Genomic DNA, 26,845 nt, shown 5'->3' on the forward strand with positions numbered 1-26,845 from the left:
AGCTTGGGAACGATTGTCATCCCGGTACCTTTTTGTCTGAATCTTTATATAGGGGCCCCTACCCCAAGGATTTTCAGGATTTAGGGATTGACATGATTATACCCACCCCTCCCCCTCCCGAGAGGGGAATTTTCCGCCATAGCCGGTGTAATATAGAAGCAGTGTAGTAACAGTAGTTCTATATCTTAAAAATGCCGTCATCCCCCTGCCCCCTTCGAAGGGGGACTTTTGGCAGCTGCCAATTCATAGGATTAAGTACTATAGGTTTCGGTACTGTAGCGCACCGCTGGCAGGTATAGCAAAAGTAACTTGCCCCGTAAGCTACAAAGCAAATCACCTGAGCCAGGTGCACTTTTCGACGCTCCACTGTTTGAGCGTTCAGCGAGTTTGGAGGGTCTTGATTTTTTTGCTTACTTTTTTCATCAAGGAAAAAAGTAAGGCCCGCCCGGCCAGGGCAAGCAATGAAACAACTTAAATTGCTATACCTGCAACAAACAGTCGCTACTAAGCAAAGTACGCTATACCTGGGCCAGAGGCCTCACCATAGTAGACACGGGCGTGGACGCTCGCGCCATAGACCAGCCGTAGCTATACCCGCTATAGCAGCGTTCTCACATGCCATACACCTTTACGGATTCGCCTCAAACGACTGCATCCAGGGGATCAAATCAACGAGCATTGGGATAAGACTACTGCTGTGATTACCATTTTGAATTGGTATAAGCTCCAGGTTCGGGGCGCCAGCAGCCTTCATGCGCTCGTACGTTTGCTGAGAATTAGCATAAGGTACGATCACATCGGCAGTGCCATGGTACAGGCGCGTCGGACTTTGCGGCACCCAGCTGTTGAAGCTATTATCCTGCAAAGCCTTTTTGAGTGCCTGCTCGCCATCGCTACGGAGCCCTTCCAGAAAGGAGGTAGTAAATAATTGCTCTGTCTGGGTGGTCAGCTGTTTGTTGATGGCGCCACCGCTGTGCTGCCCATTGAACATGGTTGCCAACCGGGTGGCGTAGGGGTCCTGGTAAAAATCACTGAGCGGGCGGTTCCACTCGTAGGTCTTGTTGTAACTCATCAGCACATAGGCCAGATAGGCCGGATAGGTATAAGGCTTGCCCGCCACCACATCGGCCAGCATTTCGGTCAGGTCGTAGCCGCCGGCTCCTGCGCCGGAGGCGGTGATCTTCAGGCCATGTTGCGGATTGGTCTCAATCTCCTTTTGCGCAGCCAGTGTTACGTAGCCACCTTCCGAATAGCCCGCCAAAAACAGCTGGCCATTGTCGGCTATACCTTCCTGTGCGTACAGCGACTTGGCTGCCTTGATCATATCGACTACAGCTATACCGGACGATTGCTGGTGGTAGTAAGGGTGCAGAAGCTGCCTGGAGGCTCCGAAACCCAGGTAGTCAGGTATAAGCGTGATATACCCACCGGAGGCGAATATCTCAAAGCCCGTCAGACCGCCACTCATGGCAGATGGCGCTTCATCGTGCCGGAAGATGGTTCCGTGCTGCACGCTCAGTACCGGAGCCGGCGCAGTAAGGTTCATTGGCAGCGCGACCAGCCCGGAAGCTTCCGTTTCTCGTCCCTGGAAGGTGGTGCGGTAATTCACCTTGTAGATCGCCACATCGTACTTGATCTGACTCTGGAAGCTACCCGCATAGGCGCCGGCCAGCTGTTTGAGCGCGGCAGCAGACAGGGTGCCCACCTTCTCAGATGATATAAGCAGATCGCGTTCCGCTACATCCTCAGGTATAGCCGCATCGCTTTTGCTGCAGGAACTGAGTTGTAAAGTGACTGGTAAGATAAGGACGGCAATCGCCAGGGAGCTGATCCATTGTCTCAGTGTATATTTCAGGTTCATCATGTGCTTCGGGAAAGACTTTTACCTACTAATAAGCAACCCGCGCTGTCTATAGTTCCCGTTTGACAAACCAAGGTATAGCAGCGCCTCACGCGAGGGCTTAGTGAACAAACTTGTCATGCGTGGCAGGGCAAATCGAACTGTAGCGATGGTACACTAGCAAGGTATAGGAAAAGGTCTGATCGGTCTGAACAGTTTATCTTTTAGCTTTGCACTTCGTAAATACAGATTAAACAAGAGAACTATGGCAAAAAAATCATTCGCTGAACTGATAAAGAGCCCGGGTATGCCGGTACTTGTGGACTTTTACGCCGACTGGTGCGGCCCCTGCAAAACAATGAACCCTGTGGTAGAGCAGCTAGCCAAAGATTTTTCGGGCAAGCTGAAGGTCATCAAAATAAACGTGGACAAGAACCAGGCAGCCGCCCAGCAGTACCGCGTGCAGGGGGTGCCTACTTTCATGCTATTCAAAAACGGGCAGGTAGTCTGGAAACAGGCCGGTGCCGTGCCGGGTCATCAGCTTAGCCAGATCATACAGCAGCACACCAGCTGATCAGGTATAGCATACCTGGTATACTTAAAACGCAGAGGCTCTCTTAGATCAGGAGAGCCTTTTGTTTACAAGGTATAGCCGACGCACCTTAGGCAAACTCAAAAAAAATTTGAGCACTGAAGCAGCCTTTTGGCCTTGAAATGCATCTATAGGAAAGACAACGCCAAAGAAAGAAAAAATGAAAAATGCCATTGCTGTTTTCTTCGCTTCCCTTATCTCCGGCGCCCTTAGCTTCGCCGACTTCCGACCTGCTGTTTCGGACCTTGTGCAGATACTCACCGGGGTGCAGCTCTGCCAGGAAAACACACTGGAACCCCAACAGAAAAAGGACTGCGACACCGACGAAAAACCAGGAGAGCAGCGCTTATACCTGATCTCTGATATGAATAGCACGCAGGACTTGCGTTGCGATGAGGCAGCCTAACATCAGCTCATTTACGTTCTTTAAGCGCCATAGGGTCTATGGCGTGGTGTTTTTGCGTTTTGCCATGGGCGTTTTCTTGATCTATGGCGTGCAGGACAATGTATTTAGCTGGGAGCGGATGCTCGAGTTCCGGGACTTTCTGCAGGCGCATGAGGTGCCCCTTCCCCTGCTGGCCGCCCACCTCTCTGTCTATACCCAGTTTCTGATCGGCCTGATGCTCCTGCTGGGTTGGGGCGTTCGGATAGCCGGTCTGATGCTCATCATCAATTTCACGGCCGCCATCCTCATCGTGCACATCGGCCAATCATTCCCGCAATACTATCCGGCTGCCGAGCTTATTTTCGCAGGTTTCTTTTACCTGTTCAACGGTGCCGGTCCCCTATCTGTCGATTCTTTCTTAGAGAGAAGGCAAGCACAAATCCAAAAGCAGCCCGTGCCCGTTAACTAGTTGTTAACTCACGTCCGCATTACATGAAATTAACCAAAACGATCCTGCTCCTGCTGCTCAGCCTGCATTTTGGCTGCTCTTCCGTTGCCACACAGTCGAGTTCAGAACCTCGCTATACCGTCGCCATCGACCTCACGCAAGTCAAAGGCGACAAGGTGCCGGTCAGCCTGCGCCCACCGGCCATCAAGCAGAGCGAAGCCATTTACAACATGCCCAAGATCGTACCCGGCACTTACTCGGTTTCCGACTTCGGCAAGTTCGTGTCAGAGTTTCAGGCGCTGGACAAGCAGGGCAAACCGCTACCTGTAGAACGCATCGACACCAACCGCTGGCGCATCTCAGAGGCCCAGAACCTGGATAAAATTACATACTGGGTAGACGACACGTTTGATGCCGCTCGCCGGCAGGATGTGGTATTTGAACCGGGCGGCACCAACATCGAGGAAGGCCAGAATTTCCTGCTCAACCCATTCGGTTTCGTCGGTTATTTCGACGGACTCAAACAGGTGCCTTACGAGCTAACCGTTACCAAACCGGCTGGTTTTTATGGCTCCACGGCACTGCAGGCCACTTCCAGCACGGCTACCACCGATACCTATAACGTACCCAATTACGTGGAGCTGGCCGATTCTCCGCTCATGTACAACAAACCTGATACAACGGTGCTTCATCTAGGCGAAACCAAAGTACTCGTGTCCGTCTACTCCCCTACCGGTAGCGTAACCTCTAAGCCCATTGCCGACAACATCCGCGACATTCTGGAGGCGCAGCGCAGTTACCTCGGCGGCACACTGCCTGTCGACAAGTATGCCTTCCTGATCTACGTACCGGAGCGGCCGGGCAAATCAGGCTCTTATGGGGCGCTCGAACATTCCAATTCCTCGGTCTACTATCTGCCTGAAATGCCCGAAGAGCGTTTCAATAGCACCATGCGCGATGTTGCCGCCCACGAGTTCTTTCATATCGTAACGCCGCTCTCCATTCAGTCTGAAGAGATCCACGACTTTGACTTCATCAACCCCCGCATGTCGAAGCATCTGTGGCTTTATGAGGGCGTGACGGAATATTTTGCCTCGCATGTGCAGGTACACGAAAAGCTGATTTCGGTGGATGAGTTCATGCTGAAGATCCGGGAGTACATTTTCAGCTCCATGGCCTTTAACGACACCCTGCCTTTCACGGAGATGAGTGCCAAGGTGCTGGATGAGTACGAAAATCAGTATGGCAACGTGTACCAGAAGGGTGCACTGATCGGGATGGCGCTGGACATACAGCTGCGCGATCTATCGGATGGCAAATACGGGCTGGTGAACCTGATGCAGGACCTGGCCAAAACCTACGGCAAAGGCAAACCCTTTAAAGACGACGAGCTCTTCGATAAAATAGCCGAACTCACCTACCCTGAGATACGGACCTTTTTTTCCCGCTACGTGGAGGGTAGCGAGCCACTGCCTTTAAAGGAGTTGTTTGAAAAAGTTGGAGTAAAGTACGAGCCGGTGGCAGTGCAGTTGGTCAATTCCTACGGGGGCTTTGTGCCGGGTTATGATCGCGAAGCCGATAAGATTACGGTGGCCGAAGCAGATGACATGGACGAGTTCGGGAAGCAGATGGGCTTTAAGGAGGGAGACCAGTTACTGGCTTTCAATGGCAAGGAAGTCACACCGATGAACATCCGCGACATCATAGGCGAAGAGCTGCAACAAGCCAAGCCGGGCAGCAAAATAGAGATCACGGTAGGCCGCAAAGACGCCAAGGGCGTTGTAAAGCCCAAAAAGCTTACGGGCAAGGTAACTGCTGTTAAACGCGAGGTACTGCACCTGCTTGAGCCTGTAGAGTCGCCAACGGAACGGCAGCTTCGCCTGCGCGCGGCCTGGCTGAACGAAACCCTGCCTTAATCGCTATACCTAAACGGAACATTTCAACTATCCGGCTGTTTATTAAAGTAAAATCGCCTTAAATGATCTGACAATGATCGTTTTACCGGGGCAGGTCAGGTAATTTATGTACCTTTGTACCTGATTTTCAAAGCCCCCAGTTTTAAATTTAGTTAGATGCGCTTACCAGCTTTTGCTGTATACCTTTTCTGCCTACTCAGTCTCGTTGCCACCGATGTGTTTGCTCAAAGCACCTATACCATCAGTGGTTATGTGCGGGGTGCTGGCAACGAAGACGCGCTGATTGGGGCTACCGTAGCAGTTCCGGAGTTGCGCATAGGCGCTGCCACGGATGCCCGCGGTTTCTTTACCCTGCAGCTGCCCGAGGGCAGCCATACCTTGCAGGCCACTTACATCGGCTACGAACCGATCTCCCGCACCATCGAGGTTACTGACCGGAACCTGACCATCAACTTTGCCTTGCTGCCTTCCAACAGTCAGTTGCGCGAAGTCGTGATCGAGGCCAATTCCCTGCAGCAGAAACTTACGGCCAGCCAGATGAGCGTCGAGACGCTGACCACGCGGGAGGCCAAACTGCTGCCGTCCCTTTTTGGAGAGGTCGACCTGATCAAGACGCTTCAGCTCAAGCCCGGGGTACAATCCGGTGGCGAAGGCGCTTCGGGCCTGTACGTGCGCGGCGGCGGGCCGGACCAGAACCTGGTGCTGCTGGATGATGCCGTCGTGTACAATGCCTCTCATTTGTTCGGTTTCTTCTCGGTGTTCAACCCGGATGCCGTCGAAAGCGTGGACCTCTACAAAGGGGGCTTTCCGGCACAGTTTGGCGGCAGGCTCTCTTCGGTGTTGGATGTGAAGATGCGTGAAGGCAACAAAGAGCGCATCGGCGTAACCGGCGGCATCGGCCTGATTGCCTCCCGCCTGACTGTGGATGGGCCAATCGTGAAAGACAAGTCCTCCTTCATCCTCTCCGGCCGGCGCACGTATGTGGACGTGTTCACGCGCCAGATCAACCGCCTGCAGGAAGGTAAAAAAGACTTCAATCCTATACCTGACTATTACTTCTACGATCTCAATGGCAAGGCAAATTACAAGCTGGGCGAGAAAGACGAACTGTTTGTAAGCGGCTATTACGGGCGCGACTTCTTCGGCTTTAACGACGCAGATTTTGAGTTTGGCTTTGATTGGGGGAATAAGGTGGGCGCCCTGCGCTGGCAGCACAAGTTTAGCCCGCGCTTTCAGGTGAACACAACGCTTTCGGGCAGCAGCTACCAGTACAACGTCAGCAACAAGATCGACGTGTTCAGCTTCAACCTGACCTCCGACATCCGCGACCTAGCCCTGAAAACAGACTTCAGCCTGATCCTGGACAAGGGCCATACCTTGCAATTCGGTGCCATGGCCACCAAGCACAACTTTACCATCGGCCGCCTCAACTTCGACTCTGACGACGACCGGCAAAGTTTCAGTGCAGGCAACGATTACGAGGCCACGGAAGCTGCAGCGTACCTGGCAGACGATTTCCAGGTCAGCAGCCAGCTCTCGCTCAACTACGGCCTGCGGCTCTCTGCTTTCCACAGCGGTGGCAAAACCTATGGCGCTCTGGAGCCGCGAGCCTCTGCCAGGTATAGCCTGAGCGAAAGAACGTCTCTAAAAGCCAGCTATGCCAGCATGATGCAGTACATTCACCTGGTGGCCAACTCCGGCGCCTCGCTGCCGACCGATATCTGGTATCCTTCCAACGACTACGTGAAGCCGCAGCGCTCGCAGCAGGTGGCCGCAGGTATAAGCCATCTTTTTGGTGGGGGCCGCTACATGGTCACCAACGAATTGTACTACAAGTGGATGCACCGCCAGATCGACTTCCGCGACGGGGCTAACCTGTTTGTGAATGACAACCTGGAAGAGGAGTTTCTGTTCGGTAAAGGCGAGAGCTACGGCAATGAGGTATACCTCGAAAAAATAAAGGGACGCACAACGGGCTGGTTGGGCTATACCTTGTCATGGAGTTACCGCCAGTTCGACGAGATAAACGCAGGCCGCCGCTTCCCGACCCGCTACGATCGTCGCCACGATGTGAGTGTGGTCGTGCTGCACGAGTTGAGCAAGCGCATCCACCTGACCGGCGCTTTTGTGTACGGTACCGGCAACGCCTATTCGCTGCCAGTGGCCCGCTTTGCCTTTCAGGATGTGCAGGGCAAAGGCGCTACCGTTGTGCCCGTGTACAGCGACCGCAACAGCTTCCGGCTGGCCGCTTTCCACCGCCTGGACCTGGGTCTGGTACTCAAGCTCAAGCCGAGACGCGGCGAGGCCGACCTGACTTTCAGCGCCTACAACGCCTATAACCGTCGCAACCCGTACTTTGTGTATTTTGAACAGGTGAAGGACGAAGATGACAACGAAACTCTTGGTTTCCGGGCCAAGCAGGTGTCGCTCTTCCCGGTTATACCTTCTGTTACTTATAACTTCAAGTTCTGATGAAGACCAGACGCACGATCTATACCTTGCTGTTGCCCCTGCTTTTGCTGCTTGCCTCCTGCGACCTGGAGCAGGAAGTGGAAGTGAAACTGCCGCCCCACGAATCGCAGTTGGTGGTGGAGTGTTACCTGGAACCCGGCAAAACGCTGCGGGCTGTGGTACTGGAGAGCGTGAGCTACTTCAACGACCCGGAACTGCCGCTCGTACCCGATGCAGAGGTTTTTATAACGCATGAGGGCAGAACGATCAAGCTGCCTTTCAGTCCTGTTCAGAACAAAGAAACCGGCAAGTACTTTACCCACCGCCATAGCGAGATACTGAACTTGCAACCGGGTGATGTAGTCACACTGGAGGTAAAAGACAGTAAAGGGCGCCACTTGACAGGCACTACCACGATCATGGGCCAGGTTCCGATCGAGGCAGTAGAGTGGAAGTTCAATGAAAAGAACAAAGCCTATTTGCTCACTTCTTACCAGGACGATCCGAATACTGAGAACTTTTATCGCTACATGGTGCACCGTGACAGCCTCTCTAACTCCTCCCAGCGCGACTTTATTTCCAGCGACCGGCTCACCAACGGGCAGCGCGTGTCTTACGGCTCGGGCTACGACTACGAGGAGGGCGACACGCTGGTCGTTTCGCTATTCCACATCGAACAGCAGTACTACGACTTCCTGGGATCCGTTTCAGATGCCCGCAATGCGAACGGCAACCCTTTTGCGCAGCCTTCCCGCATTCTGTCTTCGGTGAAAGGCGGCATCGGTATTTTCACGAATCTCTCTTACAACCGCAAGACGGTGGTGATCGAGAAGTAGCACAGAAACTGTATAAGGTTTCTTAAAACAAGCAGGGGTAGCCAAATTGGCTACCCCTGCTTGTTACTTTTGTGCCTTCGCACTAGTGTTTACAGAATTACTGCTGACGTACCAACTCTTTGATCAGCATGGTCATGCGTGGTTCAGCGATAGCGGCGGCTTCCAGAATGTCGGCCAGGTTCACCTTCTTGATACGGTCGGGCGTACCCATGTCGGTGATCACGGAAATACCGAAGATTTTCATGCCCATGTGGCGGGCAGCAATGGCCTCCGGCACCGTCGACATACCCACGGCATCAGCCCCGATTCGGGAAATATAGGTATACTCTGCTAACGTTTCCAGCATCGGGCCAGGCACACTGGCATAGACGCCTTCCTGCAGCGTGAAGCCGGCATCTTCCGCTATCACCATGGCCTGTCGCACCATCTTCTCGTCATACACTTCGCTCATATCCGGGAAACGAGGTCCCAGCTCGTCTAAATTCGGACCGATCAACGGATTGGACGGTTGTAGGTTGATATGGTCAGTGATCACCATTAGGTCGGAGGTACTGAAAGCAGGATTCAGGCCACCGCTAGCGTTGGAAATGAAGAGCTTATTAACGCCCAGCAACTTCATGACACGCACCGGATGCACTACCTGGTTCATGGTATAGCCCTCGTAGTAATGGAAGCGTCCCTGCATCACGATCACACGACGCCCGGCCAGCGTCCCAAAAGCCAAACGACCGGTATGGCTCTCCACCGTCGAAACCGGGAAGTGCGGAATATCGGCGTAGTCAAGGCTGTGTTCTATCTCAATTTCTTTGATCAAAGCACCCAGGCCTGTGCCCAGTATAATTCCGAACTCAGGTTGAAAATTGCCTGTCTTTTCCTGAATAAAAGAAGCGGACTCTCGTAATTGCTGCATCATATCGTTCATCGTTTTTTATGCTGTATTTAGGTTCGCGAAATAGGGCATTTATTCTGAGAGAATAAATGATTTTCATCATGTGGTGATTAGAAAGCTTTTCTACCGCTTTAGTTGTGCCTGGTTCTTAGTCACTTCAATTCTTCAGGTATAGGCCCTGTTGCACCCGTTACATCTCACTGGAAGGTATAGCAAGACTAACTTGCCCCTTAAGCTATGTAACAGATGCATTAGCCCGGTGCACCAATGACGATTTTGTGTTTGAGCGGTCAGCGAGTTTAAAAGCGTCTTGATTTTTTTGCTTACTTTTTTCATCAAGGAAAAAAGTGAGTGCCCGCCGCACAGGCGAAACAATGAAACAATACAGTTTGCTATACCTGCGACAGCCATACCTAGGCCAGAGGCCCCACGATAGTAGACACGAGCGTGGACGCTCGCGCCATTAAGTAAACCTCCCCCGTTATACCTGCAAGTTGCAAAAAATGACCCGGACCAGAAACAAAAAGCCCGCTGGATTGCACCAGCGGGCTCTCAAATATTAAATCAGCAGCAGGCTATACCTGCCAATAATCTTTAATGGATCGTCAGTTCATACGGCATACGAGTTTGTATACCTTGCATGTTTTCCACTTTCTTGTACATGTTGTACATCGGGTATAGCTGACCTAGCTCAGCCTTCACAGCACGTTCTTTTACCTGCGAACCAGCCTCACCCAGCATCTCTTCGAAGAAAGTCTTGCGGCGCGGCAACTCTTTAATGCGGTAGTCATCTTCTATACCTACACGGGCAGCGGCAATCTCGATGGCTTTGTCCAGACCACCATACACGTCTACCAGGTTACGCTCCTTGGCTTCTATACCTGACCATACACGGCCCGAAGCAATTTTCTTCAGGTCATCCTGCGACATGCCACGGCCGTCAGCTGCTTTTTGGGTAAATACTTCGTAGATCTTATTGATCTCGCGCTGCACGATTTCTTTCTCGAAAGGCGTCATGGCACGGGTAACAGTCGGCAGATCAGAGTGGTTGCCTGTGCTTACGCGGTCCACCGTGATGCCCAGCTTGTTTTTGAAGAAACCTTCAAAGTTCGGAACGATGCCAAACACACCGATACTGCCTGTGATGGTGTTTGGGTGCGCCACAATCGTATCGCAACCCATAGCCATGTAGTAACCGCCAGAGGCAGCCATATCAGACATGGAGGCAATCACGGGTTTCACCTTACGGGTCTCCTGGATTTCACGCCACATCACATCAGACGCAAGCGCGCTGCCACCCGGTGAGTTGATGCGCAGCACCACCGCCTTCACGTTTTTGTCCATACGGGCATTGCGGATCGCTTCTGCATAGCGTGTGCTGCCAATCTGGTCGTCATCGCCTTCGCCGTCCACAATGTCGCCTTCCGCGTAGATCACAGCAATGCGATTTTTAGCGGAGCCACTCTTTTCAGCGTCTTTCACTTTTTTGTACTTGGCCAGACTAACCAACTGCAGCTTTTTGTCAGCTTCTACACCGACCTGCTCTTTCATGTAATCGATAGCTTCGTCGTAGTAGCCAATATCAGTGGCCAGACCATGCGTTTTGGCGTCTTCCGCTTCACGAACCAACACTTCATCCGATACTTTTTTCAGTTCCTCATACGTCTTGCCGCGAGCCTCTGCGATTTTGCGCAGTTGGTAGTCGTTGATCGAGTTCAGGAAGGAAGTCATCTGCTCCCGGTTGGCTTCGCTCATCTTGTCGAGGAAGAAAGGCTCTACCGCACTCTTGAAATCGCCAACTTTAAAGATTTCAGGCTTGATATCGAGTTTTTCGAGGGTGCCTTTGAAGAAGAACACCTCAGAGCTGATGCCGTTAAATTCCAGCGTGCCCAGTGGGTTCAGGTATATCTTGTCGGCCACAGAAGACAGGTAGTAAGCTTTCTCGTTGGTCATATCGCCGTAAGATACTATGAATTTGCCTGACTCCTTGAAGTCGATCAGTTCATCGCGGATCTCTTCCAGTTTGCCCATACCGGCATCCACGAAGCGCATGTTCAGGAAGATGCCTTTTACATTATCATCTGTTTTGGCACGGCGAATAGAGGCTTTGATCTGATCTAATCCGTCGCCACTGCTCATAGAGAAAAAGCCAAAAGAGAGGTCACCGAAGGGGTTCTCCTGCTCACGTTCCACGATGGCTTTGTCCAGTTTAAGCTCCAGCACGGAGTTTTCGGCTACCGTGATATCGCCCTTGGAGGCTGATGCCGCAATGACGCCGACCATGATCAGGAGCCCCAGAAAGAAAAATATGAACAGGCCAAGGATGGTCGCCAGTACATATCGGAGGAAATTCAACATAGGTTCTAGTTAGGGTTAAGGTTCTTTTTTAAATGTATCAGGAAATACTGGTCCCTGCATACAATAAACAAAAATAGCGCTTAAAGTTCAATACCAAACCCCATTAAACAGCAATCTCGACCAATCGGGCCTTTTCATAGACTAACCTAATGGTTGATGGTTGAAAGGTTAAATTGTTGGGCGAACAATTAACTTGAGCGACTTAGACAAGTACGCCGGTGCGCAAATCGGATAGGTATAGCCCGACAGGTCGCGACCTGTCCTTACAGGTATAGGCACGATTTGCAAATGACTTTTTAAAAGGCTCTTCGGGAACATCCATGTCCCGAAGCAAACTGTTGGGGATGTCCACATCCCCGTGTACCGGTCTGGTGTTGCAGGTATACGGGGACAAGTATGACCATGGCAGAAATGCTTCCCGACATGGATCCTAGGAAGAGCCGGTGTTCCCCTTATCCTGATGTAGTTATCCCTTTGCTATACCTGTCTGATCTTTGATTTCTACTTTCCGGTGAAGTACTTGGGAACGTCTGAAAATTCTCCGCCCCAATAGGGTTTCATGTCCAGGTATCGACGGCGGAAATAGAGCATCACTATTCCCGAAAGGAAAAGATACGCTCCTACATAGCTATACCCCAGATGTCGCCAAACCAGAAAGCAGACAATTTGCAGCACCAATAAAATCACGAAAACAGTTCTGTTCATTTGTCGAATCTTAAACTCCTCAACTCCCAAACTCTAATACCGGTACTTCTTCGCCCACTGTGCCTGCAGTTGCTTGAGCAGGTCGCGTTCGCGGGCGTTGTTGCCGGGCTGATAGAGGGCGGTGTTGGTGAGTTCCTGCGGCATGAATTCCTGGGCTACGAAATTGCCTTCGTAGTCGTGGGCGTACTTGTAGTTGTTGCCATAGCCGATCTCTTTCATGAGCTTGGTGGGGGCGTTGCGGATGTGCAGCGGCACGGGCAGGTTGCCGGTCTGTTGCACCAGTTGGCGGGCCTGTTTGATGGCTTTGTAGCTAGCATTGCTCTTCGGAGAAGTGGCCAGGTATACGGTGCACTGCGACAGAATAATTTCCGCCTCCGGATAGCCGATCATCTGCACCGCCTGAAAGCAGGAAGTTGCCATGAGCAGCGCGTTGGAGTTGGCCAGTCCGATGTCTTCGGAAGAGGCGATGAGCAAACGACGGGCAATGAATTTTGGATCTTCGCCGCCCTCGATCATGCGCGCCAGCCAGTAGACAGCCGCATTGGGGTCGGAGCCGCGGATGGACTTGATGAAAGCCGAAACCAGATCATAGTGCATCTCACCCGACTTGTCGTACATCACGATGTTCTGCTGGGCCACCTGCTTCACCAGTTCGTTGGTCACCACCACTTCGTCGGCTTTTATACCTTCAGCCACAATCTCGAGCAGGTTGAGCAGCTTGCGGGCATCACCTCCCGAAATGGTCAGCAGCGCTTCGTATTCTTCTATGCGCACCTTGCGATGGCGCATCCACTCGTCCTGTTCCAGCGCTTTGTCCACCAGTTCGATGAGTTCGTCTTTGGTGAGGTGTTTGAGAATGTATACCTGGCAGCGCGACAGCAAGGCCGAGATCACCTCAAAGGAAGGATTCTCGGTCGTAGCGCCCACTAAAGTCACGGTGCCTTTCTCCACAGCGCCCAGCAAAGCGTCCTGCTGTGATTTGTTGAAGCGGTGAATCTCGTCGATGAAGAGCACGGTTCCCTGCCTTTTTTTAGCCTGTTCAATCACTTCCCGGATGTCCTTCACACCCGCATTAATGGCACTCAGCGCCACGAAAGGTACCTTCATCTGATTGGCGATGATGTTAGCCAGGGTGGTTTTGCCCACGCCCGGAGGTCCCCATAAGATCATACTAGGTATAACCCCGCCTTCGATGTAACGGCGCAGGATGCCATCCGGCCCTACCAGGTGCTTTTGTCCGTAATACTGATCCAGGTTGTGTGGCCGCAAGCGCTCGGCCAAAGGTACGTTCGGGTGATTCATCTGCTCTTTTTCTCTCTTCGGAATTCGTTCTAAACAAAGTTACGAATTTGAGGGCAAAGCTGCCGGACTGAATTAGCGTATAGCCTACCTCTTTGTCTCCTCCTCTTTTTCTCCTTCATGAGGTGGCTCTATCTCGTTTTCCTTCTCGAGTTTTTGCCTGATGGCTTTCGTATTCCAGCGTAGCACTGGCACTTCCATGGGGCTGCGGGAAGGGCGCTCATCACCAAACAGCACACCCCACTGCTTGAACTGGTCCGTTCTGTCGAACACCACCTTCAGCACCGCGATAATCGGGAGCGACAGGAACATACCCGCTATACCTGCTATCTCGCCGCCCACAACCACACCCACGATGGTGGCAAGCGCATTGATCTTGACTTTGGAACCCACGATGCGGGGCATGAGGATGTTGTTATCCAGGAACTGCACACCGGCAATGGTACCCAACACCACAAAAATCGGCCAGATTTCGGCTGATGAGGCCAGCGTGAGCAGCACCCCGATGATGTTGCCCAATAGTGCCCCCACGTAGGGTATAAGGTTGAGAAAAGCGAAGATAATGCCGATAAGCAGCGCGTGCTTAATACCGATGATCATCAGCAGGCCGCCGAGCAGCACGGTCATGTAGGTTACCTGTATGAGAAGGCCAAACAGGTAGCTCTTGATGATCACCTGCATCTCGCGCAGCGTCTCCTCCACTTTTTCGTGGTTATCGCGGGGGAACCACAGGAACACAAAGCGCAGCAGCAGGTTACGGTAAAAGAGCAGCAGGAAAATGTAGATGGGTAATAGCCCCAGGAATATCAGCGTGCCTGTCACGCCCCCAGCCACACCGCCCAACAGGGTACCGGCGTAGGTCAACAGGTTGTTGCTCTGCTCTTTGACAAAATTAATCTGCTCCTGCGACGAAAAAGGCGTATTGCTCCCAACCCAGACGCTCAGCGTGTTCAGGTGGTTCATCACGTTTTTCTGGATGGTCGGGAAATCACGTATCAGCACGCTGATCTGGGAAGAGAAAAACCAGACAATGCCACCCAGCACTACAATCATCGCCAACAAGCTCAGACCAATGGCGAGAGCCTCCGGCATTTTCCTGTTCCTGAAAAAACGGTAGACCGGCAACAGCATGATGCTGATGAAGAATGCCATGAGCAGCGGCGCCAGTAATCCCTTTCCCAAAACTATAATCCAGCCCAGAAAAAACAGTCCTGTTATTTCGATGGCTCTTCTCACCGTAAGAGGTATTTGATTCATGCAGTAGTGTAACTTGAGCGTATGGGTTTTAATTGCCTCCTTATACGGCACAAACCGAATAAGCACGTAATTTTGCGGCATGAATAAACAGGTACAGGTGCACGCCTCGCTTTTTCTGGTGGCACTGATCTATGGCAGCAATTACAGCATCGCTAAAGAGGTGATGCCCGAGTACGTAGGCCCTTTCGGATTGATCCTGATCCGGGTGGTGTCGGCGGCGCTTTTCTTTGGCATTTTTGCCCGCCTGGTGGTAAAAGAGAAGATCGTGGGACGTGCCGACAATATCCGGGTGATCCTGTGCGGGGTGACCGGGGTAGCCATCAACCAACTCTGCTTCTTTGCCGGCCTGAACCTGACTGCCCCGATCAACGCGGCACTCCTGATGGTGATAGTGCCGGTGGTGGTACTGGTTTTTTCGGCCCTGCTGCTACGGGAGCGTATCGGCAAACGGAAAGTGTCAGGTATAGCTCTGGCTTGTGTGGGTGCTTTTCTGCTTATCTATACCTCCGGGGGGGAGCAAGCTACCGGTAACCTGTGGGGAGACCTTCTCATCATCCTGAACGCTACTTCGTTTGGCCTGTACCTGGTGCTGGTAAAGCCGCTGATGCAGAAGTATAAGGCCATCACCATTGTGAGCCGCATCTTCACGGTGGGAGCCGTGCTGGTTATTCCGTTCGGCTGGCAACAGCTCATGGCACCTGATTACAGCGCGTTTCCGGTTTCTATCTGGCTGGCTATTCTGTTCATGGTCTTTGCGGTCACCATTGTGGCCTACCTGCTCAACACCTGGGCGCTACGTTACGCCAACCCCTCGTTGGTAGGTGCTTACATATACCTGCAGCCCGTGATGGCTATCCTGATTGCAATTGGGGTAGGGAAAGATGTGTTCACGCTGCAAAAGGCGATCTATGCGCTCCTGATTTTTGCAGGGGTATACCTGGTAAGCCGAACGAAGCAAAACGTCATTAAAGAAGCAGCCTAAGGCATGTAGTTTTCTTCGGGTAGGTCGGTGGTGCTGTGCGAGACTGGTACGCGCTGCAGCAAGGTATACTGAAAGTCCACGGAATCGCTTCGAACAGGCCTGGCATGCATCACCGAGATGCTGTCGCCTTCGTGCAGGGCATAGTAAAAGTTGCCTTGTCCGGCCCACCAGCCGCCGCAGGCCGAGAGCGCCTGACGTGGTACTCCAAAGGAAGTGAACATCTGCGGGGCGATGACGGAGCAGGTATACACCGTATCGATCACGTACTGCATCTCCATCTGACTCAGGTATACCACGGCCAGCGGATCGTCATCATCGGCATTCTGGATTTCCTCGCACTGCAGGTCGGCCTTTACCCAGGTATTTACGTCTGAGCTTACGTTTTCCTGTTCAAGCCGCTCATACTGTTCTTCCTCTTGTTGGCTGCAGGCCACGAGCGTGCATAGGTAAAGGGCAAATATGAGGCGGAGCTTCATGCGGTGCAGTTTTGTCGGATTCAAAGGTATAAAGAGAATCGTTTCAGCGCATCAGGCAATGTCTCTTTTCATGATCACCATGCCCCGGTAAATTTCCTTCATCTGCTCGAAGTCGAGCTCGTCGGTTCCCCACCGCACAAAGCCATTCTGCTCATAAAAGTCCACGGAACGGCTGCTGTCCATGGCTCTGAGCCAGACAACTCGCTTGCCGCTTTCCAGGGCATACTGCACCGTAAAATCCACGGCCCATTTACCGATGCCTATACCTGAAGCGAGGTCGACCAGGTATAGCCGCTCCAATTCGAGGCACTCAGCATCTGTATAGCCCTCCAACGCCTTGTCTTTATTGAACTTCATAAAACCCACTGGCTCATCCTGGTACTGGATCATGAAATAAGACGAGTTAGGATTAGCCAGGTCATGGCGCAGCGCCTCCTCCGAGAAGCACCGGTCGAGGTACCAGGCTCCGCCATCGTGCCAAAGGTAGGTATAATGGTCGTTGTAAGCCTCTATGGCTATGTTCCGCAGATCGGTCAGGTCTGCAAGCAGGCAGGGGGATATGGCAATGTCGGTCATGTAGTGTCTGTAATAGAAATTGCTTAAGCCAATATACTACGGCGCGGTTGTTTTTTTGCTGCGTGAGGGCTTAAATTTCTATTTCCGGCCAATAATTATTTCATACCCCTTCCCAAATCAGGCCTGCACTTCAGGTTAAAATTGCACTATTTCGAAAGGCACCGAAAACAACACATACGCACAATTCGTATAACATTCACTTGAAAACCAATGAACTATGAAAAATATAAGAATATTAACCTTTGCAATAATGTCAGTATTTCTACTAGGTGGTTGTGCTGGCACAGACGGTTGGAGCAGTAAAAAGAAGGGCGCCGTGATAGGCGGTGCAGCGGGTGCAGCTACAGGTGCTGCCGTGGGGGGTACCTCCGGTGCGGTGATTGGTGGCGCGGCAGGTGCAGTCGGTGGTGGAGCCATCGGCCGCAAGAAAGACAAGAAGAAGCGGGAACGCCAGCGAGAGCGGGAGAATTACCAGCAACCACAAGACGAGCGATAGGCTATACCTGTCGTTGATAACAAAACAGGCCGTCGGGAAACCGGCGGCCTGTTTTATTTGGGTAAAATTAGGCTATATGACAGATACTTGCTGAAGCTACACCAGGTACTCCAATGCTATCGTTTCCCCCGCTTGCCTTTCCCTCCCCTGCCTGAGCCTTTGCGCTTGTCGTTTTTAGAACCAGCGGCTGCATCCATAAAATCCTGCGCGGTGAGCGGAAAAGGATGCTGGTCTACTACAGGTATAGCTTTGCCGGTCAGGTTTTGAAGGGCGATGAGCAATGGGGTTTCGCTGGCGCCACAAAACGTAATGGCAACGCCTGCAGTCCCTGCCCTGCCCGTGCGGCCGATGCGATGCACATACGTCTCCGGCTCAAAAGGCAGTTCGTAGTTAATCACGTGCGATAGCTCCTCTACATCAATTCCCCGGGCGGCCACATCAGTCGCGACAAGCACACGTGTTTCGCTGTTTTTGAAGCTCTCCAGCACCCGCTCCCGGTCACGCTGGGCACGGTCGGCGTGAATGGCCTCGGCGGCTATACCTACAGAGCTGAGTTCTTTGGCCAGTTTGTCGGCTCCCTCTTTGGTGCGCATAAATACCAGCGTGCGGTCTATACCTGTATGCTGCAACAGGTGCAGCAGCAAAGGCATTTTATTCGCTTTCTTCACATAATACAGTTCCTGCCGGATGGTAACTGCCGTCGATGAGATAGGCGTCACTTCTACCGTCACAGGTTCTGTCAATATCTTCTTAGCCAGCTTGCTTACTTCGGGGGCCATGGTAGCCGAAAAGAACAGGGTCTGTCGTTTTTCAGGTATAGTATGCAGCACCCGACGGATGTCCTGCAGAAAGCCCATATCGAGCATGCGGTCGGCCTCGTCGAGCACCAGCAGCTGCACGTGCTGCAGGTCCACAAAACCCTGGTCGAGCAGGTCTAGCAAACGGCCGGGTGTGGCCACGAGAATGTCTATACCTGCCTGCAACGCTTCGGTCTGCACTTTGTACGGCACGCCGCCATATACCACCAACTGTTTCAGGTCGGTATACCTGCCGTAGTCCGCAAAACTATCGCCTACCTGGCTGGCCAGCTCGCGCGTAGGCGTGAGCACAAGTGCCCGGATGATGCGCGACACAGGTATAGCCTGCCCGTGTAGCAATTGCAGGATAGGTATAGCAAAGGCCACCGTTTTGCCCGTTCCCGTCTGGGCCGTAGCCAGCAGATCGCGGCCCTGCAGCACTTCAGGTATAGCCTGCAGCTGAATAGGCGTGGGCAGGGTATAGCCCGCCTCTTCCAGCGCCTGCAGGATGGGCGAAATCAGGGATAGGTCTTTGAATGTCATGGTCGCGTCAGGTATACGTGGTTAGCCAGGTTGTGCGGCCAACGCTGGTGCAAAGGTATAGGGTAGCCCGGCAAGGCGCTATACCTGTGTGCAACAAAAAAGAACGGCGGGAGTGTATTCCCGCCGTTCTTCACTTGCTGTATTCTAAAGGTCTTTTGTCCTTTGTCAAATAGTCTTTTGTCAGATACATTAAGTCATCACCTCGTTCAGGTTCGGCAGACGCAATCGCCCGAACCGGTGCAGGGTGCTCAAATGTGAGTGCACGGCCTGCATGAAGGTTTTGCTTTCAATGTAGGTAAGGTTAAACTCGGCTGCGGTTTGCTTCACGATTTCCGCAATGGCCGGGTAGTGCACGTGGCTGATGCGCGGGAACAAATGGTGCTCAATCTGGAAGTTCAGTCCGCCCACGTACCACGACAGCCACTTGCTCTTACGCGCGAAATTGGCGGTCGTGCTCAACTGATGGATAGCCCAGTCATTCTCGATTACGCCACTCTCGCTTGGCAGCGGATGGCTGGTGCCCTCCACCGTGTGCGCCAGCTGAAATACCGTCGACAGGATAATGCCTGCCACAAAATGCATCAGCACAAAGCCGGCCAGCACTTCCCAGAAAGGTATACCAAAAATCAGAGTAGGGGCTACGAGAATAGAGAAGAAGTACAGCACTTTAAATGCGACGATCTTCAGAAAGGCCACTGTGTTTTCTGATTTGGAATTTGCGTTTACCCCGCTCTTGATATACTTGAAGAACTGCACAAAATCTTTCAGAATGACCCAGTACAGGGTAAGTAGTCCATAGAAAAACAGAGCGTACGCCCACTGCAGCCTGTGGATCAACTTCACGTCGGTGTGCGGGGAGAAACGTAGCACGACCATGTCGTCGATGTCCTCGTCCATGTCCACCACGTTGGTGTAGGTATGGTGCAGGATGTTGTGCTGCAGTTTCCAGTTGAAGGCGGAGGCCCCCAGCAGGTTCACCGAGTGCGCCATCAGGTAGTTCACTGTCTTGTTTTTGGAGAAGGCACCGTGGTTGGCGTCGTGCATCACACTCATGGCCACCCCGGCTACGCCCAGGCCCATCACAAACCACAGCAGCAGGCTGATGCCTATACCTGGCGTGAAGGCAAGCAGGGCCGCAAACGGTACCAGGTACATCAGCAAGAGCACAATGCTCTTTACCAGCAGGCTGGAACTGCCGGATTTGGGCAGGTTGTTTTCAGAAAAATAGGCGTCCACACGTTTGCGGAGCGTCGGGAAAAACAGACTTTTTTCTTTGTTAACGAATTTTACTTTGCCTTTAAGCTTCATTTAATCTACTTGATAATCTTTATTCAAAACTCACCCGAAGGAGGTATATCCTACGAATCAGTCGGTTATGTGTTTGTCTTTGCCGCTCTAACTTGTGATTTTCTGCTGTATGCAAGCGCTGACCAAATCAATTTTGCCAGTCAGATATGCAAAAGCGGCTACAAATATAGAGTAGAAATGTGGGAGTATAAGCAGGTGCGGATAATTTGATTTTGTTAGCCGATGGCCTCGTTCATATTTGGCAGTCGGCCAAAGCGATGCAGCGTGGCAATGTGGGAGCGCACGGCCTGCCCAAAAGTCTCATTCTCGAGATAGGGAACACCAAATTCTTCGGCCGTTTCTTTCACAATACCTGCGATGGCCGGGTAATGCACATGGCATACACGCGGAAAAAGGTGATGTTCCACCTGAAAGTTCAATCCTCCCACGTACCACGATAGAATTTTGTTGTGGCGCGAAAAGTTAACGGTGGTGTTCATCTGGTGTATCGCCCAGTCATTCTCGATCACCCCGGTCTCGTCCGGCCTCGGGTGCGTGGTTCCTTCCACGGTATGCGCCAACTGAAACACGACCGTCAGGATAATGCCGGCCACAAAGTGCATCAGCAAAAAGCCCAGTAATACTTGTAGAAAAGGAATTCCGAAGAAAAGGGTCGGCACCCCAAACATGGTAAAGAAGTACAACGCTTTCATGGCAACCAGTTTCATGAACCAGTTCCTGTTCTCAGCTGCCGTGTTGTTATTAACACCGTTCTTTTTGAAAAGCGCATACTGCACAAAGTCCTTGGCCACCACCCAATAGAGCGTGAGCAAGCCATAGAATACAAATGCGTACACCCACTGCAGCTTGTGGAAAAACTTCACCTTGCTGTGGGGGTTAAAACGCAGTACCAGACGGTCCTGAATATCCTCGTCCAGGTCTACCACGTTGGTGTAGGTATGGTGCAGGATGTTGTGTTGCAGTTTCCAGTTGAAAGCGGAGCCACCCACTAAATTTAAGGTATGGCCCATCAGGTCGTTGACGCGCTTGCTCTTGGAAAAGGCGCCGTGGTTGGCGTCGTGCATCACGCTCATCCCTATACCTGCCACGCCCAATCCCATCAGAAACCACAGCAGCAGGCTAACGCCCAGACCGGGTGTAAAAACAAGCAGGGCCACAAAAGGCAGAAAGTATGTAAGCAACAGCACCACGCTCTTTACAATCATGGCGGTGTTGGCAGTTTTGGGGATATTATTCTCAGCGAAATAAGCGTCTACACGCTTACGGAGTGTCGGAAAGAACAGGCTCTTGTCCTTGTTGACAAACTTGACTTTGCTTTGCAGCTTCATAGTTTTTAGGGTGTTGTGTGAAAAATCAGAACTCACACGTAGGGGCAAAAAGGCACAAAGAGTGAACTGAGGATGTACTAAGTTTCAATATAAAAGAGAATTCTGCTTAATTAAGTTCAGAGCTATTGCGTCACCCCATGACTCTTTTGCAACTTGCTTCAGCGTTCAATTCCTGATTACGAGATATACGACAGGTTTTTACACACCTGACAATGTTCGCAATATAGTCAAAATCACATAAATAGTAGCTCCTGCACTTCAAATATAGAGCCAAAAAAAACGCTAGGCTAAGGCAGCAAGTACAAAAAAAGGCCTGACCAGATAAATCCGGTCAGGCCTTTTTAAGCTATACCTAAAAAATTATAGGTGAATCACTTCGTCGTAAGCAGCTGCGGCGGCTTCCATGATGGCTTCGCTCATGGTTGGGTGCGGGTGCACGGACTTAATGATCTCGTGGCCAGTAGTTTCCAGTTTGCGGGCAACCACTATTTCGGCAATCATCTCCGTCACGTTGGCGCCGATCATGTGCGCGCCCAGGAACTCACCGTATTTCGCATCGAAGATCACTTTTACGAAACCGTCTTTCGCACCGGCGGCGCTTGCCTTGCCGGAAGCTGAGAATGGGAACTTGCCTACTTTGATCTCCAGACCTTGCTCGCGTGCAGCTTTCTCTGTCAGACCAACCGAAGCGATCTCAGGAGAACAATAGGTACAACCCGGGATGTTACCATAGTTCAAAGGCTCCGGATCGTGACCCGTGATGGCCTCCACACAGATGATACCCTCGGCAGATGCTACGTGCGCCAGCGCAGGGCCTGGCACGATGTCACCGATCGCATAGATACCGTCCACGTTGGTTTTGTAGTACTCGTCTACGATCACGCGGCCTTTGTCTACTTTTATACCCAGCTCCTCAATACCGATGTTCTCGAGGTTAGTCTGTATACCTACTGCCGAAAGCACTACTTCCGCCTCCAGTGTTTCTTCGCCTTTGGCCGTTTTCACTTTCACTTTGCAAAGGTCGCCGCTGGTATCTACTGACTCCACTGAGGAATCGGTCATGATGTTGATGCCTGATTTGCGGAAAGACTTCGACAGCTGACGCGATACTTCTTCGTCCTCTACCGGCACAATGTTCGGCAGGTACTCCACGATGGTCACTTTCGTGCCCATGGCGTTGTAGAAGTAAGCGAACTCCACGCCAATGGCGCCGGAACCTACTACGACCATGCTCTCTGGCATTTTGTCAAGATTCATGGCCTGACGGTAGCCGATGATCTTTTTGCCGTCGATTGGCAGGTTAGGCAGCTCGCGGGAACGGGCACCTGTCGCCAAAATAATGTGATCTGCCTCTACGGTGTCTTTTTTACCGTCTGCATCGGTCACCTCGATTTTGCCTTTGGCTACTACTTTACCGGTACCCATGATGGCGTCGATCTTATTTTTGCGGAACAGGAACTGAATGCCTTTGCTCATGCCGTCGGCCACACCGCGGCTACGCTTGATCACCGCGTTGAAGTCTACAGAGGCTTCTCCGATCGTAATGCCGTAGTCAGCCGCATGGTTGATGTATTCGAAAACGTTTGCGCTCTTAAGCAATGCTTTGGTTGGGATACAGCCCCAGTTCAAACAGATGCCGCCCAGCGACTCACGCTCGATCACACCTACTTTCAAACCCAGTTGCGACGCGCGGATAGCCGCTACATAACCGCCCGGGCCGCTACCCAGCACTACCAAATCGTATTTTGATGCCATAGTTTCTCTTTTTTAAATGCTGAGCAAAATTAAACGATAATCCCAACATCACAAAACCAGTTCTGCAACAGTGTGATCTAAGCTAAACATAGTATTATAAAAAGGCAGCATGCGGGCATTACCAAGAATTGCTACAAAAAACTGCATTGCTGTTCGGTATTGCACTGAACTATTGTATTTTGCGCGCTATAACATGAGGTAACCCCTACTGCATGAAAACAATTTTACTTCTGATCATACCTGTACTTCTTGCACTACCGGCTTTTTCGCAGAAGGCCGCAACGCAGCCTGCCCCGAAGAAAACGGCGCTGCAGCATTTCAATGCTGGCAACCAGAAATTCAAGTCTGGCAAATATACCGAGGCCATAAAGGAGTACAGCGAAGTGCTGAAGCAGGAGCCCGAGCACATCGTCACGATGACGAACCGCGGCATCGCCCGCGACCGCATACTTGACTACCGCGGTGCCATTGCTGACTTTGACAAAGCCCTGGCGCTGGACCCTAAACACGTGGAAGCCTGGGTAAGTCGTGGCCTTTCGAAGTATAACCTACAGGACTACAAGGGTGCACTCATTGATTTCAACACCGCCGTCTCGATCGATCAGCTGCAGGCTCGCACATACAACAACCGTGGCCTGGTGCGCTTCGCCCTTAAAGACTACCGCAGCGCCATCATCGACTACGGCCGCGCCATCACGCTACAGCCCAACTATGCTGAGGCCTACTATAACCGGGGAGCGCCCAGGTATACCAGCGGGGACATAAGCGGTGCCTGCGAAGACTGGGTAAAAGCTGAAAAACTCGGTTTAAAAGAAGCTGCTCAGTATTTGAAACAGTTTTGCAATCAGAATTCTACCGCTGCCACAAATCCGACTAAGTAAAGAGTCTTTTTAGGAGCGAAGCAGAAGGCGTTGCCCATTATAGTCATCTGAAGCTTCTGATGTCATTTCAACCTGGGGGTGGGGGTCCTCGTTTCAGGAAAAATCTGAATTATTGTCCGGATTTTAAGTGCTCCAGATCTCTCAATTCTTTCGAAATGACAAAAGGAATCCAAGTACAGGTATAGCCACGAAACCTCGCCGGCACAAAACAAAAAAGGGACGCTTTGCAGCGCCCCTTTTTTGTTTCACTTATAATAAACGTTATACCTCTTCTTCATTAAAATTCTTCTGTTGCTCCGTAGCCAGCAGTTCCTGCTGCATGCCTTTGGGCTCAATCGCCATGAGTTTGCCCTCCAGTTCAGACTTCAACTCTTCGAAAGCCTCTCTGTACTTCTTTTCAATCGGGTGGGCAGACGGCAGCTTCACTTTCAGGGCGTCCACTTGTCGGCCGTTTTTCCAGAAGCGGTAGCACAGGTGCGGGCCTGTCGCCAGGCCGGTGCTGCCTACGTAGCCGATGGTCTGGCCCTGGCTAACGCGGGAGCCACGTCTGATGCCTTTAGCAAATTTGGACATGTGCAAGTACTGGGTGGTATAGGTCTTGTTGTGCTTGATCTTCACGTAGTAGCCATTGCCCCGGGTATAGGAAGCTTCCAGTACCACGCCATCTCCCACCGTCCGGATTGGTGTGCCACGCGGAGCGGCAAAGTCGGTGCCCAGGTGTGGCTTGTAGCGCTTCTGCACCGGATGGAAACGGTTTTTTGTAAAGCGAGAGCTAATGCGGCTGTACTCCAATGGCTCTCTCAAAAAGGCTTTTTTCAGGCTCTTGCCGTCCTGGTCGTAGTAGCCGGCTTTCTTGCCTTCCTGGTCAAACGCAATGGCATACAGTGGTTTGCCTTCATGCTCAAAATAAGCAGCCTTGATCTTCCCGAAACCGATCACATTACCGTTCACCTGCCTTTCATCATAGATCAACTTGAAATGGTCGCCGGGCTGCAGGCGGCTCAGGTTGAGGCGCCAGGCGTAGATATCGGCAAAGTGGTTGACCAACTGCGGCGAGCCACCGGCAGCCAGAATAGATTCGAACAGGGAGCTTTCAATAAAACCGGCAATGGCACGCTCCACCACTTCCACTTCGCGCTTCTCAAGGCGAACGTCCAACTCACCGTTCAGATCATAGATCACATACTCTACCTCGTTTGGTTCATAGATAAAGTAGCGGGCCGTCTGGGCGGAGTCCTGGGCATGCAGGATGATGTAGTTGCGCCTGGCGTTGATGCGGCGCACATCGAATACCTTTTTTGATTTGCGGGCCAATTGGTCGATTGTGACCGGCGAGATGTTGAAGCTCGTCAGGATCTCCGAGAGGTTCTCTCCTCTTTCCACGGTGCCTTCTACTATTTCGAGTGTGTCGGTGGGGATGCCGAAGATGATCGGGGCAGGTTTTTTGACCACAACGGCTGGTTCGGGCTCCGGCTCAGTTACTATTTTATCTTCTGAGAAATGGAATTTTTCGAAGCTGATTGTTTGCGCTGCCGTGATAAACACGAACATCGACACCGCGATCAGGATGGCTAGTCCGACACTACGTTTGAACATTACAAGGTACCTTTGGTTGGAAGAATGGCACGAAAATATGGTTTAACCGATAGAAATAAAAATATTTTAGAACACAATATTCAGATTATAAATATGTTGCAGCCTATATTCAGAATTAAACTATAGCATCAAAGTGGCTTAACACACATTATCCCGTTTGCACTTTTGCTCCTTCACATCACCTTAACCAACTAAAAATCAGAAAATTGTAGCCATCTAAAACTGGAGAATGTGACGGCCCTTCTGAATAAAAAAATCTTTTATAACTTTGGCCCCTATGAAAGCACTAGAAGGAAAAGTAGCCCTCGTAACCGGGGCATCAAAAGGTATAGGCCGCGCCATCGCCGAGAAACTGGTAGAAATGGGCGCCCAGGTAGCATTCACCTACCTCTCAAGCGTTGAAAAAGGCCAGGCCCTGGAGCAGGAACTGACTGCCAACGGCGGCAAAGCTAAAGGTTTCCGCTCCGACGCCTCTGATATGGCGCAGGCTGAGAAGCTGATCGAGGATGTAGTAGCGGAGTTTGGCAAGATCGACATCCTGGTGAACAACGCCGGTATCACGCGTGACGGTCTGCTGATGCGCATGACCGAAGAACAGTGGGATGCGGTGATCAATACCAACCTGAAATCTGTGTTTGCTTTAACGAAAGGTGCCACTAAGCACATGATGCGCGCCAAAAGCGGCTCGATCATCAACATCACTTCGGTAGTAGGTATAAAAGGCAACGCCGGACAAGCCAACTACTCCGCTTCTAAGGCAGGTATCATCGGCTTCACTAAGTCGGTGGCGCTGGAATTGGGTTCGCGCAATATCCGCTGCAACGCGGTGGCCCCGGGCTTCATCGAAACCGAAATGACAGGCGAGCTTGACCAGAAAGTGGTAGACGAGTGGAGAAAGGCTATACCTTTAAAACGTGGTGGCACCCCAGAGGATGTGGCCAATGCCGTGGCGTTCCTGGCCTCTGACCAGTCGTCTTACATCTCCGGCCAGGTGCTGCAGGTAGACGGCGGCATGCTGACCTAAGTTTAAGAATTGAGAAGTTTAGGTGTTTGTGAGTTAACAATTCACTTACATCAGACTTTCAGAGTATAATATCAGACCAATGCTAAAGCGTTTACGTTAGTAGCATT

Annotated in this window: 25 protein-coding genes; 10 read left to right on the forward strand and 15 right to left on the reverse strand. The window is 51.7% G+C overall.

Annotation, left to right across the window (positions count from 1 at the left end):
• Window positions 1-628 precede the first annotated feature (628 nt).
• Entirely contained in the window at window positions 629-1,864 is a 1,236-nt protein-coding gene (locus AC4QZR_RS14345) for a lipase family protein (protein ID WP_494481531.1), read from the reverse strand.
• Between the two features lie 241 nt (window positions 1,865-2,105).
• Between AC4QZR_RS14345 and trxA the strand changes: the two genes are divergently transcribed.
• From trxA to AC4QZR_RS14375, 6 genes are all read left to right on the forward strand, one after another.
• Window positions 2,106-2,414, forward strand: a complete 309-nt coding sequence (gene trxA, locus AC4QZR_RS14350) for a thioredoxin (protein ID WP_188502000.1) — start codon at window positions 2,106-2,108, stop codon at window positions 2,412-2,414.
• Between the two features lie 178 nt (window positions 2,415-2,592).
• Window positions 2,593-2,838, forward strand: coding sequence for a hypothetical protein (locus AC4QZR_RS14355; protein WP_494481532.1), 246 nt, complete (start codon window positions 2,593-2,595; stop codon window positions 2,836-2,838).
• Window positions 2,825-3,286: a DoxX family protein gene (locus AC4QZR_RS14360; RefSeq protein ID WP_494481533.1), complete on the forward strand. Its 462-nt coding sequence runs from the start codon at window positions 2,825-2,827 to the stop codon at window positions 3,284-3,286. The genes AC4QZR_RS14355 and AC4QZR_RS14360 overlap by 14 nt, the downstream gene beginning before the upstream one ends.
• A gap of 23 nt (window positions 3,287-3,309) precedes the next feature.
• Window positions 3,310-5,181, forward strand: coding sequence for a M61 family metallopeptidase (locus AC4QZR_RS14365; RefSeq protein ID WP_494481534.1), 1,872 nt, complete (start codon window positions 3,310-3,312; stop codon window positions 5,179-5,181).
• Window positions 5,182-5,337: 156 nt separating this feature from the next.
• Window positions 5,338-7,653 (forward strand): TonB-dependent receptor, encoded by a 2,316-nt coding sequence (locus AC4QZR_RS14370; protein ID WP_494481535.1) that lies wholly within the window; start codon window positions 5,338-5,340, stop codon window positions 7,651-7,653.
• The gene (locus AC4QZR_RS14375) at window positions 7,653-8,468 is read left to right on the forward strand and encodes a DUF4249 domain-containing protein (RefSeq protein ID WP_494481536.1); all 816 of its coding nucleotides are present in this window, start codon (window positions 7,653-7,655) and stop codon (window positions 8,466-8,468) included. Before AC4QZR_RS14370 ends, AC4QZR_RS14375 begins: the two co-directional genes overlap by 1 nt.
• Window positions 8,469-8,565: 97 nt before the next feature.
• Here AC4QZR_RS14375 and AC4QZR_RS14380 read toward each other — a convergent pair whose 3' ends face one another.
• The 6 genes from AC4QZR_RS14380 to AC4QZR_RS14405 form a co-directional block, all read right to left on the reverse strand.
• Entirely contained in the window at window positions 8,566-9,381 is an 816-nt protein-coding gene (locus AC4QZR_RS14380) for a purine-nucleoside phosphorylase (RefSeq protein WP_494481537.1), read from the reverse strand.
• Between the two features lie 570 nt (window positions 9,382-9,951).
• Window positions 9,952-11,715 (reverse strand): signal peptide peptidase SppA, encoded by a 1,764-nt coding sequence (sppA, locus tag AC4QZR_RS14385; protein WP_494481538.1) that lies wholly within the window; start codon window positions 11,713-11,715, stop codon window positions 9,952-9,954.
• A 202-nt stretch (window positions 11,716-11,917) separates the two neighbouring features.
• Entirely contained in the window at window positions 11,918-12,109 is a 192-nt protein-coding gene (locus tag AC4QZR_RS14390) for a hypothetical protein (RefSeq protein WP_494481539.1), read from the reverse strand.
• Window positions 12,110-12,216: 107 nt separating this feature from the next.
• Window positions 12,217-12,420, reverse strand: a complete 204-nt coding sequence (locus AC4QZR_RS14395) for a hypothetical protein (protein ID WP_494481540.1) — start codon at window positions 12,418-12,420, stop codon at window positions 12,217-12,219.
• Window positions 12,421-12,453: 33 nt separating this feature from the next.
• Complete coding sequence (locus tag AC4QZR_RS14400) at window positions 12,454-13,722, reverse strand: replication-associated recombination protein A (protein ID WP_494481541.1); 1,269 nt, start codon at window positions 13,720-13,722, stop codon at window positions 12,454-12,456.
• A gap of 84 nt (window positions 13,723-13,806) precedes the next feature.
• On the reverse strand, window positions 13,807-14,976 hold the full coding sequence (locus tag AC4QZR_RS14405; RefSeq protein ID WP_494481542.1) for an AI-2E family transporter: 1,170 nt from the start codon (window positions 14,974-14,976) through the stop codon (window positions 13,807-13,809).
• A gap of 79 nt (window positions 14,977-15,055) precedes the next feature.
• Between AC4QZR_RS14405 and AC4QZR_RS14410 the strand changes: the two genes are divergently transcribed.
• Complete coding sequence (locus AC4QZR_RS14410; protein WP_494481543.1) at window positions 15,056-15,958, forward strand: DMT family transporter; 903 nt, start codon at window positions 15,056-15,058, stop codon at window positions 15,956-15,958.
• On the opposite strand, the gene AC4QZR_RS14415 is transcribed toward AC4QZR_RS14410, so the two are convergent.
• Window positions 15,955-16,458, reverse strand: coding sequence for a hypothetical protein (locus AC4QZR_RS14415; RefSeq protein WP_494481544.1), 504 nt, complete (start codon window positions 16,456-16,458; stop codon window positions 15,955-15,957). The two genes, AC4QZR_RS14410 and AC4QZR_RS14415, sit on opposite strands and share 4 nt — an antisense overlap.
• Before the next feature lie 27 nt (window positions 16,459-16,485).
• The gene (locus AC4QZR_RS14420; protein ID WP_494481545.1) at window positions 16,486-17,010 is read right to left on the reverse strand and encodes a GNAT family N-acetyltransferase; all 525 of its coding nucleotides are present in this window, start codon (window positions 17,008-17,010) and stop codon (window positions 16,486-16,488) included.
• 217 nt (window positions 17,011-17,227) lie between these two features.
• Here AC4QZR_RS14420 and AC4QZR_RS14425 point away from each other — a divergent pair, with 217 nt between their 5' ends.
• Window positions 17,228-17,506, forward strand: coding sequence for a YMGG-like glycine zipper-containing protein (locus tag AC4QZR_RS14425; RefSeq protein ID WP_494481546.1), 279 nt, complete (start codon window positions 17,228-17,230; stop codon window positions 17,504-17,506).
• A 116-nt stretch (window positions 17,507-17,622) separates the two neighbouring features.
• On the opposite strand, the gene AC4QZR_RS14430 is transcribed toward AC4QZR_RS14425, so the two are convergent.
• The 5 genes from AC4QZR_RS14430 to lpdA all read right to left on the reverse strand — a co-directional run bounded on the left by AC4QZR_RS14430 (window position 17,623) and on the right by lpdA (window position 23,237).
• Entirely contained in the window at window positions 17,623-18,846 is a 1,224-nt protein-coding gene (locus tag AC4QZR_RS14430) for a DEAD/DEAH box helicase (protein ID WP_494481547.1), read from the reverse strand.
• Window positions 18,843-18,980, reverse strand: coding sequence for a hypothetical protein (locus AC4QZR_RS14435; protein WP_494481548.1), 138 nt, complete (start codon window positions 18,978-18,980; stop codon window positions 18,843-18,845). Before AC4QZR_RS14435 ends, AC4QZR_RS14430 begins: the two co-directional genes overlap by 4 nt.
• Window positions 18,981-19,035: 55 nt before the next feature.
• Complete coding sequence (locus AC4QZR_RS14440; protein WP_494481549.1) at window positions 19,036-20,154, reverse strand: fatty acid desaturase family protein; 1,119 nt, start codon at window positions 20,152-20,154, stop codon at window positions 19,036-19,038.
• A 215-nt stretch (window positions 20,155-20,369) separates the two neighbouring features.
• Window positions 20,370-21,482 (reverse strand): fatty acid desaturase family protein, encoded by a 1,113-nt coding sequence (locus AC4QZR_RS14445; RefSeq protein ID WP_253402950.1) that lies wholly within the window; start codon window positions 21,480-21,482, stop codon window positions 20,370-20,372.
• A 360-nt stretch (window positions 21,483-21,842) separates the two neighbouring features.
• Window positions 21,843-23,237: a dihydrolipoyl dehydrogenase gene (gene lpdA, locus AC4QZR_RS14450; RefSeq protein ID WP_494481550.1), complete on the reverse strand. Its 1,395-nt coding sequence runs from the start codon at window positions 23,235-23,237 to the stop codon at window positions 21,843-21,845.
• Between the two features lie 212 nt (window positions 23,238-23,449).
• On the opposite strand from lpdA, the gene AC4QZR_RS14455 reads away from it, so the two are divergent.
• Entirely contained in the window at window positions 23,450-24,118 is a 669-nt protein-coding gene (locus AC4QZR_RS14455; RefSeq protein ID WP_253402946.1) for a tetratricopeptide repeat protein, read from the forward strand.
• A 261-nt stretch (window positions 24,119-24,379) separates the two neighbouring features.
• Here AC4QZR_RS14455 and AC4QZR_RS14460 read toward each other — a convergent pair whose 3' ends face one another.
• Window positions 24,380-25,714, reverse strand: a complete 1,335-nt coding sequence (locus AC4QZR_RS14460) for a M23 family metallopeptidase (RefSeq protein ID WP_494481551.1) — start codon at window positions 25,712-25,714, stop codon at window positions 24,380-24,382.
• A gap of 277 nt (window positions 25,715-25,991) precedes the next feature.
• Here AC4QZR_RS14460 and fabG point away from each other — a divergent pair, with 277 nt between their 5' ends.
• Window positions 25,992-26,738, forward strand: coding sequence for a 3-oxoacyl-[acyl-carrier-protein] reductase (gene fabG / locus AC4QZR_RS14465; RefSeq protein WP_188502019.1), 747 nt, complete (start codon window positions 25,992-25,994; stop codon window positions 26,736-26,738).
• The last annotated feature ends 107 nt before the right edge of the window (window positions 26,739-26,845 follow it).

It is taken from the genome of Pontibacter sp. YIM B11418, assembly GCF_059278805.1.

Coding starts and splice junctions, on each gene's coding strand:
- AC4QZR_RS14355 (WP_494481532.1), top strand. CDS start 2,593: ATGAAAAATGCCATTGCTGTTTTCTTCGCTTCCCTTATCTCCGGCGCC.
- AC4QZR_RS14420 (WP_494481545.1), bottom strand. CDS start 17,010: ATGACCGACATTGCCATATCCCCCTGCCTGCTTGCAGACCTGACCGAT.
- fabG (WP_188502019.1), top strand. CDS start 25,992: ATGAAAGCACTAGAAGGAAAAGTAGCCCTCGTAACCGGGGCATCAAAA.
- AC4QZR_RS14460 (WP_494481551.1), bottom strand. CDS start 25,714: ATGTTCAAACGTAGTGTCGGACTAGCCATCCTGATCGCGGTGTCGATG.
- trxA (WP_188502000.1), top strand. CDS start 2,106: ATGGCAAAAAAATCATTCGCTGAACTGATAAAGAGCCCGGGTATGCCG.
- AC4QZR_RS14445 (WP_253402950.1), bottom strand. CDS start 21,482: ATGAAGCTGCAAAGCAAAGTCAAGTTTGTCAACAAGGACAAGAGCCTG.
- AC4QZR_RS14370 (WP_494481535.1), top strand. CDS start 5,338: ATGCGCTTACCAGCTTTTGCTGTATACCTTTTCTGCCTACTCAGTCTC.
- lpdA (WP_494481550.1), bottom strand. CDS start 23,237: ATGGCATCAAAATACGATTTGGTAGTGCTGGGTAGCGGCCCGGGCGGT.
- sppA (WP_494481538.1), bottom strand. CDS start 11,715: ATGTTGAATTTCCTCCGATATGTACTGGCGACCATCCTTGGCCTGTTC.
- AC4QZR_RS14375 (WP_494481536.1), top strand. CDS start 7,653: ATGAAGACCAGACGCACGATCTATACCTTGCTGTTGCCCCTGCTTTTG.
- AC4QZR_RS14380 (WP_494481537.1), bottom strand. CDS start 9,381: ATGATGCAGCAATTACGAGAGTCCGCTTCTTTTATTCAGGAAAAGACA.
- AC4QZR_RS14405 (WP_494481542.1), bottom strand. CDS start 14,976: ATGAATCAAATACCTCTTACGGTGAGAAGAGCCATCGAAATAACAGGA.
- AC4QZR_RS14455 (WP_253402946.1), top strand. CDS start 23,450: ATGAAAACAATTTTACTTCTGATCATACCTGTACTTCTTGCACTACCG.
- AC4QZR_RS14440 (WP_494481549.1), bottom strand. CDS start 20,154: ATGAAGCTTAAAGGCAAAGTAAAATTCGTTAACAAAGAAAAAAGTCTG.
- AC4QZR_RS14365 (WP_494481534.1), top strand. CDS start 3,310: ATGAAATTAACCAAAACGATCCTGCTCCTGCTGCTCAGCCTGCATTTT.
- AC4QZR_RS14410 (WP_494481543.1), top strand. CDS start 15,056: ATGAATAAACAGGTACAGGTGCACGCCTCGCTTTTTCTGGTGGCACTG.
- AC4QZR_RS14400 (WP_494481541.1), bottom strand. CDS start 13,722: ATGAATCACCCGAACGTACCTTTGGCCGAGCGCTTGCGGCCACACAAC.
- AC4QZR_RS14430 (WP_494481547.1), bottom strand. CDS start 18,846: ATGACATTCAAAGACCTATCCCTGATTTCGCCCATCCTGCAGGCGCTG.
- AC4QZR_RS14360 (WP_494481533.1), top strand. CDS start 2,825: ATGAGGCAGCCTAACATCAGCTCATTTACGTTCTTTAAGCGCCATAGG.
- AC4QZR_RS14345 (WP_494481531.1), bottom strand. CDS start 1,864: ATGATGAACCTGAAATATACACTGAGACAATGGATCAGCTCCCTGGCG.
- AC4QZR_RS14395 (WP_494481540.1), bottom strand. CDS start 12,420: ATGAACAGAACTGTTTTCGTGATTTTATTGGTGCTGCAAATTGTCTGC.
- AC4QZR_RS14425 (WP_494481546.1), top strand. CDS start 17,228: ATGAAAAATATAAGAATATTAACCTTTGCAATAATGTCAGTATTTCTA.